The 15,183-nt window shown below is 69.8% G+C and carries 15 protein-coding genes; 7 read left to right on the top strand and 8 right to left on the bottom strand.

Annotation, left to right across the window (positions count from 1 at the left end; translation table 11 throughout):
- Positions 1-2: 2 nt before the first annotated feature.
- Positions 3-977, bottom strand: a complete 975-nt coding sequence (locus ABD951_RS27310) for an Acg family FMN-binding oxidoreductase (RefSeq protein ID WP_345353123.1) — start codon at positions 975-977, stop codon at positions 3-5.
- A 328-nt stretch (positions 978-1,305) separates the two neighbouring features.
- Here ABD951_RS27310 and ABD951_RS27305 point away from each other — a divergent pair, with 328 nt between their 5' ends.
- Positions 1,306-3,849 (top strand): ATP-dependent Clp protease ATP-binding subunit, encoded by a 2,544-nt coding sequence (locus ABD951_RS27305; RefSeq protein ID WP_345353121.1) that lies wholly within the window; start codon positions 1,306-1,308, stop codon positions 3,847-3,849.
- A 175-nt stretch (positions 3,850-4,024) separates the two neighbouring features.
- Here ABD951_RS27305 and ABD951_RS27300 read toward each other — a convergent pair whose 3' ends face one another.
- Together ABD951_RS27300 and ABD951_RS27295 are read right to left on the bottom strand one after the other, a co-directional pair.
- On the bottom strand, positions 4,025-4,957 hold the full coding sequence (locus tag ABD951_RS27300) for an alpha/beta hydrolase (RefSeq protein ID WP_345353119.1): 933 nt from the start codon (positions 4,955-4,957) through the stop codon (positions 4,025-4,027).
- Entirely contained in the window at positions 4,954-6,474 is a 1,521-nt protein-coding gene (locus ABD951_RS27295) for a flavin-containing monooxygenase (RefSeq protein ID WP_345353117.1), read from the bottom strand. The genes ABD951_RS27300 and ABD951_RS27295 overlap by 4 nt, the downstream gene beginning before the upstream one ends.
- A gap of 126 nt (positions 6,475-6,600) precedes the next feature.
- Here ABD951_RS27295 and ABD951_RS27290 point away from each other — a divergent pair, with 126 nt between their 5' ends.
- Entirely contained in the window at positions 6,601-7,848 is a 1,248-nt protein-coding gene (locus ABD951_RS27290) for a PucR family transcriptional regulator (protein WP_345353115.1), read from the top strand.
- Positions 7,849-7,952: 104 nt separating this feature from the next.
- On the opposite strand, the gene ABD951_RS27285 is transcribed toward ABD951_RS27290, so the two are convergent.
- The 5 genes from ABD951_RS27285 to ABD951_RS27265 form a co-directional block, all read right to left on the bottom strand.
- A complete protein-coding gene (locus tag ABD951_RS27285) occupies positions 7,953-8,282 on the bottom strand; it encodes a ScnB (protein ID WP_345353113.1) in 330 nt (109 codons plus the stop codon).
- Positions 8,279-8,959 (bottom strand): thiocyanate hydrolase subunit gamma, encoded by a 681-nt coding sequence (gene scnC, locus ABD951_RS27280; RefSeq protein ID WP_345353111.1) that lies wholly within the window; start codon positions 8,957-8,959, stop codon positions 8,279-8,281. The genes ABD951_RS27285 and scnC overlap by 4 nt, the downstream gene beginning before the upstream one ends.
- Entirely contained in the window at positions 8,956-9,252 is a 297-nt protein-coding gene (locus tag ABD951_RS27275) for an SH3-like domain-containing protein (protein ID WP_345353109.1), read from the bottom strand. The genes scnC and ABD951_RS27275 overlap by 4 nt, the downstream gene beginning before the upstream one ends.
- The gene (locus tag ABD951_RS27270; protein ID WP_345353107.1) at positions 9,249-9,689 is read right to left on the bottom strand and encodes a hypothetical protein; all 441 of its coding nucleotides are present in this window, start codon (positions 9,687-9,689) and stop codon (positions 9,249-9,251) included. The genes ABD951_RS27275 and ABD951_RS27270 overlap by 4 nt, the downstream gene beginning before the upstream one ends.
- Before the next feature lie 66 nt (positions 9,690-9,755).
- Entirely contained in the window at positions 9,756-9,950 is a 195-nt protein-coding gene (locus ABD951_RS27265; protein ID WP_345353105.1) for a CbtB domain-containing protein, read from the bottom strand.
- A 146-nt stretch (positions 9,951-10,096) separates the two neighbouring features.
- Between ABD951_RS27265 and ABD951_RS27260 the strand changes: the two genes are divergently transcribed.
- The 5 genes from ABD951_RS27260 (at position 10,097) to ABD951_RS27240 (ending at position 15,181) form a co-directional block, all read left to right on the top strand.
- On the top strand, positions 10,097-11,692 hold the full coding sequence (locus ABD951_RS27260; RefSeq protein WP_345353103.1) for an MFS transporter: 1,596 nt from the start codon (positions 10,097-10,099) through the stop codon (positions 11,690-11,692).
- Positions 11,693-11,790: 98 nt separating this feature from the next.
- Positions 11,791-12,225 (top strand): OsmC family peroxiredoxin, encoded by a 435-nt coding sequence (locus tag ABD951_RS27255; RefSeq protein ID WP_345353101.1) that lies wholly within the window; start codon positions 11,791-11,793, stop codon positions 12,223-12,225.
- A gap of 269 nt (positions 12,226-12,494) precedes the next feature.
- Complete coding sequence (locus ABD951_RS27250) at positions 12,495-12,677, top strand: hypothetical protein (RefSeq protein ID WP_345353099.1); 183 nt, start codon at positions 12,495-12,497, stop codon at positions 12,675-12,677.
- Between the two features lie 144 nt (positions 12,678-12,821).
- Positions 12,822-13,448, top strand: coding sequence for a TetR/AcrR family transcriptional regulator (locus ABD951_RS27245; protein ID WP_345353097.1), 627 nt, complete (start codon positions 12,822-12,824; stop codon positions 13,446-13,448).
- A gap of 35 nt (positions 13,449-13,483) precedes the next feature.
- Entirely contained in the window at positions 13,484-15,181 is a 1,698-nt protein-coding gene (locus ABD951_RS27240; protein ID WP_345353095.1) for an AMP-binding protein, read from the top strand.
- Positions 15,182-15,183 lie beyond the last annotated feature (2 nt).

The following is a 15,183-nucleotide window of genomic DNA, read 5'->3' as shown; positions in this document are numbered from 1 at the left end:
GCTCAGGAGAAGCTGAGCACCTGGGCGACCGGTCGGCGCGGGGTGTCGTTCAGCGGCGCCGGATGGGTGGCGACACCGACCCGGACCAGCAGTTGCGGCACCCCCGCCCGCGGGGCGAGGACCCGGATCAGGTCGCGGCTGGCCTCGATGTCGGTCAGGTGGGTGAGGGGGCACGTGGCGAGCCGCTGGACCGTCGCCTCGAGCGCGACCGCGGACAGCGCCTGCCCGCACCGGATCCAGTCGGCGGCCGTGTCGCCCGGGGTGCTCAGCACCAGCACCGTCGACGCGTCCGCCGGGCCGTCGTCGGCGCCCATCCGGGTGTGCGGGTCGGGGAACTCCCGCCCCATCGGGACCTTCGCCCGCTGCGCGCGGGTCGCCAGGGCGGACTCGGGGATGCCCTCGACGTCGAAGCTGTGGCCGGACCACCAGTGCAGTTCGGCCTGGTAGGACGAGTCGTAGCGGCGGGCCGCCGAGCTGAGCGCGGTCGCCTCCGCGAGGGTCGGCCGGGCGTCGGCGGGCAGCACGGTCAGCACCACGTCGGAGCCGACGGCGCTCCGCAGCAGCTCGGTCAGGATCGGGTTGTCGGGCAGCGGTGCGAACGCGGTGCGGTCGGTGCGCCGCCGCCGGATCGCGGCGAGCAGGTCGAAGTCGTGCGACCGGGGTCGGGCGTCGCGGCTGAACCGGATCGACGCCACCAGGTGTGGCCGGGCGGGGTCGGGCAGCAGGTCGATGTGGGTGCGCCACCGCAGGGCCGTCGACGCGACCGTCAGATGGCCGAGGGCGGCGCCGCAGCTGATCAGCAGTTGCCTGCCCCGGGGATCCGCGGCCGCCAGCAGCCGGGCGGGGTCCGAGTGCAATTCGAGGCGGCCGCCCTCGTAACGCCAGTGCCACGGCTGGCTGTTGTGCACGGACGGGGCCCGGCACGCCAGGTCCACGATGGTGCGTACGACGTCGGTGTCGGGAATGGTGGCGTCCATGGCCGTGTCCTCACGATTGGTCTCTCGGGTACCAGTGTCGAACGGGTCGGATCGCCGGGACTAGGGCCGTAGGTCCCGATGTCGCCGCGCGATGCGGGGGAGAGACGCCGTTCGGGGCCGGATCGGACGCCGATGACCGTGTTCGCTGCTGGCGAAGCGGCAAACGGAAACGAAAGACCTGGCTGCCGCGTTGTGACAGGTAAGCATGCAGACTGTCCCCGTCGGAATGGGATGGAGGCGGCGCAGGTCGCATCACCGGCCACTAGAGTGGAGGTGCGGCTCGTAAATCCCGCTGGGGATCTACCCATAAAGAACGTGAGGGAGAGCGATGTTCGAGAGGTTCACCGACCGCGCACGGCGCGTTGTTGTCCTGGCCCAGGAAGAGGCCCGGATGCTCAACCACAACTACATCGGCACGGAACACATCCTGCTCGGCCTCATTCACGAGGGTGAGGGTGTGGCGGCGAAGTCGCTGGAGTCGTTGGGTATCTCCCTCGAGGGCGTGCGCAGCCAGGTGGAAGAGATCATCGGCCAGGGCCAGCAGGCCCCGTCCGGTCACATCCCGTTCACCCCGCGCGCCAAGAAGGTGCTGGAGCTGAGCCTGCGCGAAGCGCTGCAGCTCGGCCACAACTACATCGGGACCGAGCACATTCTGCTCGGCCTCATCCGTGAGGGCGAGGGCGTCGCCGCCCAGGTGCTGGTCAAGCTCGGTGCGGACCTGAACCGGGTCCGCCAGCAGGTGATCCAGCTGCTGTCCGGGTACCAGGGCAAGGAGCCCGCGGAGTCCGGCGGCAGCCGCGGCGAGGCCGGCACGCCCTCCACGTCGCTGGTCCTCGACCAGTTCGGCCGCAACCTGACGCAGGCCGCGCTCGAGGGCAAACTCGACCCGGTGATCGGTCGCTCGAAGGAGATCGAGCGGGTCATGCAGGTGCTCAGCCGTCGCACCAAGAACAACCCGGTGCTGATCGGCGAGCCCGGCGTCGGCAAGACCGCCGTCGTCGAGGGTCTCGCGCAGGCCATCGTCAACGGCGAGGTTCCGGAGACCCTGAAGGACAAGCAGCTGTACACCCTCGACCTGGGGTCCCTGGTCGCGGGCAGCCGCTACCGCGGTGACTTCGAGGAACGCCTGAAGAAGGTCCTCAAGGAGATCAACACCCGAGGCGACATCATCCTGTTCATCGACGAGCTGCACACCCTGGTCGGTGCCGGCGCGGCCGAGGGCGCGATCGACGCGGCCTCGATCCTGAAGCCGAAGCTGGCCCGCGGCGAGCTGCAGACCATCGGTGCGACCACCCTCGACGAGTACCGCAAGTACATCGAGAAGGACGCCGCCCTCGAGCGCCGGTTCCAGCCGGTGCAGGTCGGCGAGCCGACGGTCGAGCACACGATCGAGATCCTCAAGGGCCTGCGCGACCGGTACGAGGCGCACCACCGCGTCTCGATCACCGACGGTGCGCTGGTCGCGGCCGCGACCCTCGCGGACCGCTACATCAACGACCGCTTCCTGCCGGACAAGGCGATCGACCTGATCGACGAGGCCGGTGCCCGGATGCGCATCCGCCGGATGACCGCGCCGCCGGACCTGCGCGAGTTCGACGACAAGATCGCCGACGCGCGCCGGGAGAAGGAGTCCGCGATCGACGCGCAGGACTTCGAGAAGGCAGCGAGCCTGCGCGACAAGGAGAAGCAGCTGGTCGCGCAGCGTGGCGAGCGGGAGAAGCAGTGGCGCTCCGGCGACCTCGACGTCATCGCCGAGGTCGACGACGAGCAGATCGCCGAGGTCCTGGGCAACTGGACCGGCATCCCTGTGTTCAAGCTCACCGAGGAGGAGACCACCCGCCTGCTCCGCATGGAGGACGAGCTGCACAAGCGGATCATCGGCCAGGAGGACGCGGTCAAGGCGGTCTCGAAGGCGATCCGCCGCACCCGCGCCGGCCTGAAGGATCCGAAGCGTCCGTCGGGTTCGTTCATCTTCGCCGGCCCGTCCGGTGTCGGTAAGACCGAGCTGTCCAAGGCGCTGGCGAACTTCCTGTTCGGCGACGACGACGCGCTGATCCAGATCGACATGGGCGAGTTCCACGACCGCTTCACCGCCTCGCGGCTGTTCGGTGCCCCTCCGGGCTACGTGGGCTACGAGGAGGGCGGCCAGCTCACCGAGAAGGTGCGGCGCAAGCCGTTCTCGGTGGTGCTGTTCGACGAGATCGAGAAGGCGCACCAGGAGATCTACAACACCCTCCTGCAGGTGCTCGAGGACGGCCGCCTCACCGACGGTCAGGGGCGCACGGTCGACTTCAAGAACACCGTGCTGATCTTCACCTCGAACCTCGGCACCGCCGACATCTCGAAGGCCGTCGGGCTGGGCTTCACGTCCGGTTCCGGCAGCGAGTCGAACTACGAGCGGATGAAGCTCAAGGTCCACGACGAGCTGAAGAAGCACTTCCGGCCCGAGTTCCTCAACCGCATCGACGACATCATCGTCTTCCACCAGCTCACCCAGGAGCAGATCATCGAGATGGTGGACCTGATGATCGGCCGTGTCGAGAAGCAGCTGAAGAACAAGGACATGGAGATCGAGCTGACCGAGCAGGCCAAGTCGCTGCTCGCCAAGCGCGGCTTCGATCCGGTGCTGGGTGCGCGGCCGCTGCGTCGCACCATCCAGCGCGAGATCGAGGACCAGCTGTCGGAGAAGATCCTCTTCAACGAGCTGGTTCCCGGTCAGATCGTGCTGGTCGACGTCGAGGGCTGGGACGGCGAGGGTGCCGGGGAGAACGCGAAGTTCACGTTCACCGGAACCCCGAAGCCGGTCAAGGTTCCCGATTCGCCGGCCGAGGCGCTGGCCGGCGCCGGTGAGAGTGACGCCGCCGGCGAGTGACCACCGCGACACCGACGACGCCCCGCACGCAGCAGCGTGCGGGGCGTCGTCGTGTTCGGATCCGGCCTGCGATGGGCTCGACCCACTGGTTGTCGCCCCGCCTGCGATCGCACCTCACGCCGAGGATCGGCGGTGCGCTCCCCGCGGGCGGGGTATGCGGGGGCCGGGGAGGTCCTCAGGACGCCGGCGGCGAGACGACGGCCGCGCGACCGAGGACGCGTGCGAGGAAGTCGAGCTGGTCGGCGAGCGCCCGGCGCTGCCACGGACCGTCGTAGACGTCGAAATGGTCGACGGGGTACTCGCGCAGCTCGGCCCACCGGCCCGCCTTCTGCGCGGTCCGGCGGGCCGCGCCGGGCGGCGCGACCCGGTCGTTCGCGCCGACCTGCACCAGGATCGGGCACGTCAGCCGCCCGGCGAAGGCGATCGGCCGGTTCATCCCGACCTCCAGTGCGGTGCGCGCACACACCTCGTTGCGCCACGTCGGTCCGGCCATCGAGGCGTAGAGCTCCTCGGCGCCCGGGGTGCTGATCATCGCCGTCGACCCGGGCCGCCCGACAACCGGAACGTGATGCGGCGCCCGCCCGGTCAGGGCGTGCGCGAGGTCCCGCAACCCGTGTCCGGTCGCGCGCACCAGCTGACCGACCCCGGCGTAGCGCGCGATCTGCGCCAGCGTCGCGAGGCCGTCCGTCGCCGGTGTCATCGAGACGACCGCCGCGACGCGTCGATCCTGCGCCGCGACCGCGACGACGTGACCGCCGGAGTACGACGTCCCCCACAGCACGATCCGGTCCGGATCGACGCCGGGCAGGTGCCGGGCGACCGCGATGGCCGCGTGGTAGTCCTGCCGCTGGCGCCGGTACGACACATCCTGGCGGGGTGTGCCTTCGGAGTCGCCGAAGCCGCGGTAGTCGAAGACGAACGCGTCGATTCCGGCCGCGGCGAAGGGCTCGGCAAAGCCGAGCAGACCGGTGTCGCGGGTGCCGGCGAAGCCGTGTGCCATCACCACGCACGGCCGGCCGGCCGGGCCGGTGGACGTACCGGTGTCGGCCGACACGTGCCAGGCGGCGCAGCGGACGCCGTGGCTGGGGAAGGTGATCTCGCGAATCATCGTGTCGCTTTCGGTCGGGACGCCGGAACGGCCGGCTTGGCGGAGGTGAACGTGAGGGCGCCGTCCGCGACCGGACCCTCACGCAATCGTTCGACGTCCTTCTCGTAGGCCATCTCGACGCTCCACGGGCCGGTCGTTCCCGCCCGCGGGAACTGTGCGATGCCCCGCTGCACGTAGCCCGCCTGCATGTCGATGATCGGCACCCGGTCCATCGCCGGATCGTCCAGCACCGGCTCGACGGTGCCGTGGCCGTGGGCGTCCATGTAGTCGAGCAGGCGGCAGAAGTGCTCGCAGACGAGATCGACCTTGAGGGTCCACGAGATGTTCGTGTAGCCGACGGCGAACACGAAGTTGGGTACACCGGAGAGCATCATCGCCTTGTAGGCGGTCGTGTCGGGCAGATGGACCTGCCGCCCGTCGACGGCGAGCGCGATCCTGCCGAGGGGCAGCATGGTGAGTCCGGTTGCGGTCACGATGATGTCGGCGGCGAGCTCCTGTCCGGACTCGAGCAGGATGCCCGTCGGGGTGAACCGTGCGATGCGGTCGGTGACCACCGAGGCTTTTCCGGCCGAGATCGCCTTGAACAGATCACCGTTGGGCACCATGCACAGCCGTTGCTCCCACGGGTTGTAGCGCGGGGTGAAATGGGTGTCGACGTCGTAGTGCTTCGGCAACTGCCGCCGCACGTTGGCGATCAGCAGCGTGCGCATCAGGTTCGGGGCGCGCTTGCAGGCCTTGAAGATCCCGCGGCTGAGCATGATGTTCTTGCGCCGGATGATCCGATGCGCGCGGTCGTGGCCGAGCAGCCTGTTGAGCGTGTTCGCGAACGGATCCTCGGCCGGGATCGAGAACACGTAGCTCGGTGAGCGCTGCAGCATCGTGATGTGGCTCGTCCGGTCGGCCATGGACGGGACGAGCGTGACGGCCGTTGCGCCGCTGCCGATCACGACCACGCGCTTGCCCGTGTAGTCCAGATCGTCGGGCCAGTGCTGCGGGTGGACCACCTGGCCCGCGAAGTCCTCGACACCGGCGAACTCGGGCGTGAAGCCCGACTCGTAGTCGTAGTATCCGGTGCCCAGGAACAGGAATCGCGCGGTGAACAGCGCCTCCTCGCCGGTGCCGGAGTGCTCCGCGGTGACGGTCCACTTCCCGTCCGACGAGGAGAACTCCGCGCTGCGCACCCGGTGGCCGAAGCGGATGTGCTCGGCCAATCCGTTCTCGGTGACGGTCTGGTGCAGGTAGTCCATGATGACGTGCCCGTCGGCGATCGCCTTGCGGTGGGTCCAGGGCTTGAAGTTGTATCCGAAGGTGGGCATGTCCGAGTCCGATCGGATACCGGGGTACCGGAACAGACTCCACGTCCCGCCGATCGAGTCGCGGCCTTCCAGGACCGCGAACGAGGTGCCCGGGCGGCGCGTCCGGAGGTGGTAGGCCGCGCCGATACCCGAGATGCCGGCGCCGATGATCAGCACGTCGAAATCCGTGGTCTGCGTCTGACTGGTGGTCGTGATCGTCACTGCTGTCTCCTGGGCCGCGATCGAGCGGGGGTGTGATGTGTTTCACGGTAGAGCCGGACGTGCCGGCGTGACATGTCCTCGTGCCCAGGCTTTGCGCTGCCATATGTGCGCTGGCACACTTGGTCCATGAAGGGTGAGGCGCCGCCACCCGAGATCGTCGACCTCATGGGCGACGTCGCGGAATTGATGCTGGCCGACCTCGACCAGCTCGTCGCCGAGATGGACGCCGCCGAGGTCGACCTGACCCCGATGGTGGGTGCCGACGCGGCGCTCGTTGCGGACGTGTCGGCGAGCAACCGGGCCAACGCCGCACGCCTGCTCGCCCTGTTCGCCCGCCGTGACGGCAGGCCGGCGCCGATCGACGTCCCGCCCGAGGCGCTCGACGTCGCCCGTACCGTTGCGCGCCGCGGCATCGACCTCGACGTGATCTTCCAGTCCTACCGCCGCGGGCAGAACGTCGCGTGGCAGCACTACCTGGCGCACGCCACCCGCGTCGTCACGTCGGTCCCGCTGCTCGTTCAGCTGCTGGAGGTCTCTTCTCAGCGCATGTTCGAGTACGTCGACCACGTGATCGGCGCCGTCATCGCGGCCGCGCAGCGCGAGCGCGAGGAGGTGCTCGGCGGCGCGCTCGCGCGCCGCGCGGAGACGGTCCGGCTGATCCTCGACGGCGCCCCGATCGACGGCCGCCGGGCGGGTGATCGGCTGGGGTACGACCTCGCCCGGCGTCACACCGCTCTGGTGCTGTGGGCCCAGCCGCCCGGTGGGGTCCAGGGCGCCCTCGAGTCCGCCGCAGCCGTCCTGGCACGGGCCGCCGGTGCTCGCCCGCCGCTGACGCTGTCCGTCGGAACCTCGACGCTGTGGGCGTGGCTGGGCACCGATGCCGGCCCGGAACTGGACGCGCTGCGCGGGGCGATCGGCCAGGCCGGGTCCAACGTCCGCGTCGCCGTCGGCCCCACCCGCCCCGGCATCGCCGGCTTCCGCCGCTCCCACGAAGCGGCGCTGGCGATCCAGAGTCTGCTCGCCGGGCATCCGGGTGGCGCACGGCTCGCGCTCTACCGGGATCTGGAGGTCACCGCGCTGGCCGCCCACGACCACGACCGGGCGGCCGAATTCGTCGCCGCCACACTCGGTCCGCTCGCCGCGGACACCCCGGGTGCGGGGCGCCTCCGGGAGACCCTGCGGGTGTTCCTCGACGAAGCCGAGAACGCACCCCGCGCCGCCGCCCGCCTGCACACCCACCGCAACACGGTGCTGCAGCGGGTCGCCCGCGCGACCGAGCTCCTCGGTCACCACCCCGGCGAACGTCGGCTGGCGATCGAGCTCGCTCTCGAACTCGCCCACCAGATCGGTCCCCGGGTGCTGACCCGGGCCTGAACCGCGTCGAGTGCCTCGCCGGCGCACACGGACCGACGCGTCGTCCCGGCTCTCGCGTCGTTGATCACCGTCCCGCCGGACCGGGATCGACAGCGGCCGGCGGGTCACTCCCGTTCGAAACGGTCGCGTACCGCGACCATCTTCGCGCGCAGCTCGTCCTCGGTGATCACGCCGCGGTCGAGCAGCGTGTGCGCGGTGACGATCGCCGACCGCGCCCGGACCGGGAAGTCGACGTACACGGACTCGCCGAGTGTGTCCTCGGCGTGCCGCCGTTCGAGGTTGTCGAGTGCGCCGCGCCAGGACAGGCACTCGCAGGTGGCCTGCATGCTCGACTCCCACGGGGCGGGCTTGCCGTCCAGTTCGGGCAGGGAGCGTTCGCGGCGGCCGTCCGGGTCGAGGGTCGCGAGCAGGACCTCGTATCCGGGGCGGGTCATCGCGTCGCTCCCGACGGGGCGGTGGTGGCGGTCCAGTCGGCCTGCGGCAGCGCGACACCGATCATCGTGTCGCGGGTGACGATCGCCGCCAGCTGGTCTTCGGTCCAGCCCTCGGTGCCCTCGGGGCGCATCGGCATCACCATGAACCGCGACTTCTGGTTCGAGTCGTGCACCCGCACCTCGACCTCGGGCGGAAAGTGCAGGCCGAACTCGCCGAGGACCTCGCGGGGCCAGCGGACCAGGCGGCGGCGGTAGTTCGGGGTGCGGTACCAGTCCGGGGACATTCCCAGCACCGGGCGCGGATAGCACGAGCACAGCGTGCACACGATCACGTTGTGGACGGCGGGGGTGTTCTCCAGGACGTAGAACCAGGTGTAGTCGCTCGGGGTGCCGGACCCGGTGGGGTCGCGCCAGTCGATGCCGATCTCCTTGCACGTCTCGGTGCCGTCGGCGAGCAGGCGTGCCTTGAACTCCGGATCCGTCCAGGCCTTCGCGACCAGCCGGGACCCGGCCGCCGGCCCGATGGATTCCGCCCATTCGGAGAAGCGCCGGTGGTCCTCGTGGGAGAACAGGCCCTTCTCGATCGCCAGTTCGCGGATCGCGGTCTCGAGGACCTCGAACTCGCTGATCTCGGGGGACTCCTGAATCGGCGCGTGCGCGTCCTGCGAATCGCTCACTTCGCTTCCTCCTGTGCGGGTTCGAGCCAGCGTTCCGAGCACTCCGTCTCGAGGGTGTCGGCGTCGCATCCGGTGTAGTTGGGCCACAGGTCCCGCTGCCGGAACCGGACCACGTAGAACGGCTCCGTGCGCCCGTCCTCGCGGCCCCACGCCTCGTCCTCGGGGATCACCCATTCGGGTCGGTGCTCGACGACGACTCCGGTGCGCCCGCGGGTGTACGCCTGGGTGCGGGTGTGGAACATCGTGGTGGCGTCGCGGACGGTGACGCGATCGCCGATCCGGTACCTCGTCATGACGACGGACCCTCCTGTGCCGCGATCAGTCGGGACCGGACCTCGTCCAACTTGGCCGACAGTTCGTCCGGGGTGATCAATCCCTTGTTGATCAGCGTCTTCGCGGCCACGGTCGCCCACCGCGCGTAGTAGGGCAGGCCGAAGTACAAGGTGGCACCGAGGTCGTTCTCGGCGCGGCGACGTTCCTCGGAGTTCCACACCCCGCGCCACCCGAGGCATTCGCAGGTGACGTACGTGTTCATCTCCCAGCGCTCCTCGACCTTCTCGCGGAACTCGACCGGGAGGTCGAGCTGCCCGCCGACGTCGTGCAGGACGTGGCGTAGCGCGCCGAACAGGTCGTTGGAGATCACGTACGGGGAGTCGAGCCGGGTGCGGACCGCCGGTGACAGGCCGGCGACGCGCCCCTGCAGGTCGTCGAAAGTGTCCGGTGAACTCATGGGAGTCCTTCGAGAGTGCTCGTGCAGTCCCGCCGGTGTGACCGATCGCCGTCCGGCGGGCTCAGGTCAATGGCACGGCAGGCCGAGCAGGTGCCGGCCGTCGTGCATCAGTTCGTGCATGTACATGCCGGTGCGGGAGAGTGCGCCCTGATCGAACCCGACCAGGTAGAGCGCGAGGAGGGCGAACAGGACGATGCCCAGAGCCGCGAGGGCCGCGCCGACGGATTGTGCCGTGCTGCTGGGTGAATGGACTACTGCCATGGTTCCTCCTGGGGAACAGCATGTCGTCGCGATTCAACACTGACGGGGTACGCGGATTCGAGGCTACACCGTAAACGGAACGCCTCCCGGGTCTTTCCCGTGCGTGCCGGGTGGCGGCGGTCGGCGGCGTGGTGTCCACTTGTACGGTGGCAACCCAAGGCGATGCCCGCCCGGCGCGTTCCCGGTTCGTGCTGGCCGCGCTGATTCTCGTTGCGGCGGTGGCGAATCTGAACCTCGCGGTCGCGAACGTCGCGCTGCCCGACATCGGGCGGGCGTTCGACGCCAGCCAGACGGAGCTGAACCTGATTGCGGTCGGGTATTCGGTGGGCCTGGCGGCCTCGGTGCTCTACCTGGGTGCGGTCGGTGACCGATACGGACGCAAGACGATGCTGGTGCTTGGCATGCTGCTGTCGCTGCCCGCGTCGCTGGTGGCCGGGTTCGCGCCGAACGCGGAGGTGCTGTTCGTGGCACGGGTGGTCGGGGGGGTGTCGGCGGGTCTCGCGTACCCGACCACGCTGGCCCTGATCACCGCGCTGTGGGCGGGGGCCGCGCGGACGCGGGCGATCGCGCTGTGGTCCTCGATCGGCGGTGGTCTCACCGCGCTGGGCCCGCTGGTGGCCGGGGCGCTGCTCGAGGGGTTCGACTGGGGATCGGTGTTCCTGGTGACGATCCCACTCGCACTGCTGGCGCTGCTGATGACGCTGGCGTACGTACCGAGTCACGTGAACGAGTCCACCGACCCCGTCGACCACTTCGGCGGCATCGTGTCGGTGGTCCTGGTCGGGGCGCTGGTGCTGGGCATCAACTTCGCGCCGGTCGACGGCATGGCGGCCGTCGCGGTCTCCGCGCTGGTGATCGCCCTCGCCGCCGGCGTCGTGTTCGTGCTCCGCCAACTGCGTGCCCGGAATCCACTGTTCGACCTGCGGATCGCGCGGCGCCGGATCTTCTGGGTGGCAGCGGTCGCGGGCATCATCGTGTTCGGCACCCTGATGGGCACGATGTACATCAGCCAGCAGTACCTGCAGAACGTGCTCGGCTACTCCACCCTCGCGGCGGGGTCGGCGGCGTTGCCGGCCGCGCTGGTCATGGTGCTGGTCGCGCCCCGGTCCGCGCGGCTGGTGGAATCCCGCGGTTCCCGGTTCACCCTGTTGTCGGGCTACCTGGCGATCGTGGCGGGTCTGGTGGTGGCGTTGCTGTGGTGGGGCGAGGGCGCCGAGTACTGGACGGTCGCGCTCGGCTTCATGTTGCTGGGGGCGGGCGTCGGGCTGGCCGGCACCCCCGCCTCGCACTCGCTGACCGGGTCGGTTCCGGTGTCTCGTGCCGGAATGGCGTCGGGCACAGCGGATCTCCAGCGTGATCTCGGTGGTGCGATCGTGCAGTCGGTGCTCGGTGCGCTGCTCACCGCCGGGTACACGGCCTCGTTCGCGTCGACCATCGCGGCGACCCCGCAGGCCTCCGAGGTCAGCGAGCAGACACAGGCGGCCCTGGAGAAGTCGTTCGCCGGTGCGGTGGACATCGCGGAGCGCTATCCGCAGTACGCGCAGGCGATCATCGCCGCGGCCCGTTCGGCCTTCCTCGACGGCGACAGCCGCGCGTACGCCGCGGCGATCGGGATCGTGCTGATCGGTGCGGCCCTGGTGTACTTCGCGTTCCCCGGACGGGACGGCGAGCGTGCCCTGCTCGCGCGGTACGAGGCCGAGGACTCGGCGAGCGACGGCGACAGGACACCCGCCGACCGGTGATCGGCGTCGTCGCGTTCGCCGTGCCGGGTCGGTGCCGGAGGGGAAGACTGAGAGCGGTATCCCGTCGGGTTCGCCTTGTCGCATCGGAAGGATCGCTCATGCCCACTCGCACCGCACGAACCGCGTGGAACGGAACCCTCCAGGAAGGGGCCGGTCAGACCGAGCTGACCAGCTCGGGCCTCGCGACGTTCGACGTGTCGTTCCCGAAACGTGCCGCGGAGGAGGCGAACGGCGCCACCAGCCCGGAGGAGTTGATCGCCGCGGCCCATTCCGCGTGCTACGCGATGCAGCTCTCGGCGCTGATCGGCGAGGCCGGCGGGGTGCCGCAGAGCCTCGAGGTGACCGCGGTCGTCGGCCTCGGTCCGGACGATCCCGGGTTCAAGCTGACCGGGATCACGCTGACCGTGCGCGCGGAGGTCGACGGTCTCGACGCCGACGCGTTCGCGCAGGCCGCACGCGCCGCGAAGGAGACCTGTCCGGTCAGCAAGGCGCTGACCGGCGTGGAGATCACCCTCGACGCCGCCCTCGTCTGACGTCCGACGCCGACCCGCGACGGCGTGGTGTGCCGATGCACGCCGCGCTGTCGCGGGTCGTCCGGTTCGCGACGCCGGCGCTATGGTGTGCCGCCGGAAATTTACCCTGGCTTATCAACGGCGGGTCCCTTATCATGGATTTCGCCGCACCAATGCGTGACACGCCGATGGGTGCGGAATTCCCCTTGAAAAATGGCACATCAACGAGGTTCCGGCGAACCGCCGCAGCCGCTGGTTGACGATTGCCGCCGAAGTGAGGATCGACCACTGTGACCAACTCCCTCAAGGCACCCGCAAGCCGCTTTGTCGCCAAGCTCGCTCTGACCGGCGCACTCGTTGCGCTTCCTCTCGGCCTCTCCGTTGGGCAGGCGTTCGCGGCGGGCACCCATCCCGGCAGCTGCAACTTCGGCGGAAACGTGAAGTGGGTGAAGGACTGCCCCGACCCCAAGTAGGCGCAGTCGAGGGGGGTTGAACGACAACTTCATGCTCATACCCGGTCGACCCGGGGGTGCTCGCACCCCCGGGTCGACGTGCATCCACCCCACTTCCCGCACGGAAGCCGGGTGTTGACGTTGACGTCAACGTCAACACATACTGTGACCGTGACCACCAGCGAGCAGCAGGAGCAGGCGCGCTCGGCGCGCCGGGCGTCCGACGGCAGGCGCCGCCGGGACCTGCTGTCCGCGGCCGCGCAGTGCTTCACCGAGCTCGGCTACGAGGCGACGACCGCGCAGGCGGTCACGGCCCGCGCCGAAGTCTCGCGGGCGACGTTCTACGCCTACTTCTCCTCGAAGGAAGAGGTGTTCCGCGCGGTCACCGAACGGGTCTGCCAGCAGTTTCTCGATGCACAGCATCTCGAGGGGCCGATCGTCGACGACCTGCGCGAGGTGCTGCACGCGACCACCGCCGCGGTGGTCGAGCTGATCTTCGAGCACGGGTCGCTGGTCGGCCTCATCGACCACCGCGCCCAGCTCGACCCCGAGATCGCGGAGCTGTGGGCCGCCGTGCGCGGCAGGCTCGTCGCTCGCTACGTCCGGTTCATCGAACGCATCAACGATGCCGGAGAGGTGACGCCCTGCGCGCCGCCGGCCGCGGTGGCCCAGGCCCTGGCCGACGCGCAGTTCGTCGGGGCGGCCCGGTTGTCGGCCGCCTCGGAGGGCGAGCGGTCCCGGTACATCTCGGACATGGTCGCGATGTCCGAACGGCTGATCGGATTTTCCTGACGCCTCAGGGCGACGAAGAGAAGTGGAGTTCCCCCATGACCACGGTGGCATCGTCGGTGCTCGAGGCCGCGCTCGCGGAGGTGCGGCAGGTGCAGCAGGCCAACTGGCCTGCTGCGATTCCCCGGGAGGTGCGCGACCCGATCGGCAGCCACGGCCTGGTCGACCACCTGCGGCACTGGGCCGCCGAGCGTCCCGACACGGTGGCCATCGCGTTCTACGGCCGCGAGATCGGCTACGCCGAGTACGACGAACTCTCCGACCGTTTCGCGGGCTGGCTCCTCGCGAACGGCGCCGTGGCGGGCGATCGCATCGGTGTGAACCTGGGCAACTGTCCGCAGTTCCACATCGCGATGCTCGGCATCCTCAAGATCGGGGCCGTGCACGTGCCGGTCAACCCGATGCTGCGGGAACACGAACTCGCACATGAGCTTTCGGATGCGGGTGTGACCATCGTGCTGACCCAGCCGGCGCTGGCGCCGTTCGTCGAGTCGGTGCGGGAGCGGACGCCGGTGCGGCTGGTCGCGACGACCGACCTGTCGGACATGCTGACCGGTCCGGCAGCCGGGGCGCCGTTCGAGGTCGCCGACCCGACGGCCACGGACTGGCACACGATCATGGGAAGCCCTCGCGCCGAAGCGATTCCGACCGACCCCGACGCGCTCGCCGCGCTGAACTACACCGGCGGCACGACCGGTCTGCCGAAGGGCTGCGAGCACACCCAGCGCCACATGGTGTACACCGCCGCCACCGCGACCGTCGCGACAGGCCGTCAGGTCGGCGAGAACCCGCCGACCGCCCTGGTGTTCCTGCCGGTGTTCTGGATCGCCGGAGAGGACTTCGGCATCCTGCTGCCGCTGGTGAACGGCGGCACGGTGGTGCTGATGACCCGCTGGGACGCCCGGGTCGCGCTCGCGGAGATCGAGCGGTACCACGTCACCTCGATGGTCGGCACCGTCGACAACTACGTCGAGCTGATGGACACCCCCGGCTTCGCGGACCGCGATCTCACCAGCCTGGACAACCCGATGGCCGTCTCCTTCGTCCTCAAGCTCGACTCCGCGACCCGCGCGCGGTGGCGGGAGGCGACCGGAAACGTGTTGCGGGAGGCCAGCTACGGCATGACCGAGACGCACACCGCCGACACCATCACCCTCGGTTTCCAGGACGGCGACCACGACCTGGCCGGCGACCCGGTGTTCTGTGGTCTACCGGTGCCCGGAACCGACGTCCTGATCGTCGACCCCGACGGGAACCCGGTCCCGCTGGGGGAGCAGGGTCAGATCATCGTGCGCAGTCCCTCGGTGATGACCGCCTACCACCGCAACCCCGCCGCCACCGAGGACGCGCTGCGGGACGGCTGGCTGCAGACCGGTGATCTCGGCAAGTTCAGCGACCGCGGCGCCCTGCACTACCTGGCGCGCAACAAGGAGATGATCAAGACGAACGGGATGAGCGTGTTCCCGTCCGAGGTCGAGTCGCTGCTGATGCTGCACCCGGCGATCGAGAGGGCCGCCGTGGTCCCGAAACCGGACCGCGACCGGGGTCAGGTCGCGTTCGCGTTCGTCCAACTGGTGGAGGGCGAGGAGACCGTCGCCGCGGACCTGGTCGAGTGGGCGCGAGGGAACATGGCGGCGTACAAGGTGCCGGAGATCGAGATCCTCGACGCGCTGCCGATGACCGCCACCGGTAAGGTCCGCAAGGGTGACCTGTTCGCGATGGCGGAGGGGCGCTGACG

This window comes from Rhodococcus olei (assembly GCF_039540555.1).
Taxonomy (GTDB): Bacteria; Actinomycetota; Actinomycetes; order Mycobacteriales; family Mycobacteriaceae; genus Rhodococcus_G; species Rhodococcus_G olei.
Note: the sequence above shows the minus strand (reverse complement) of the source record. Positions and strands in the feature narration are given on the sequence as shown.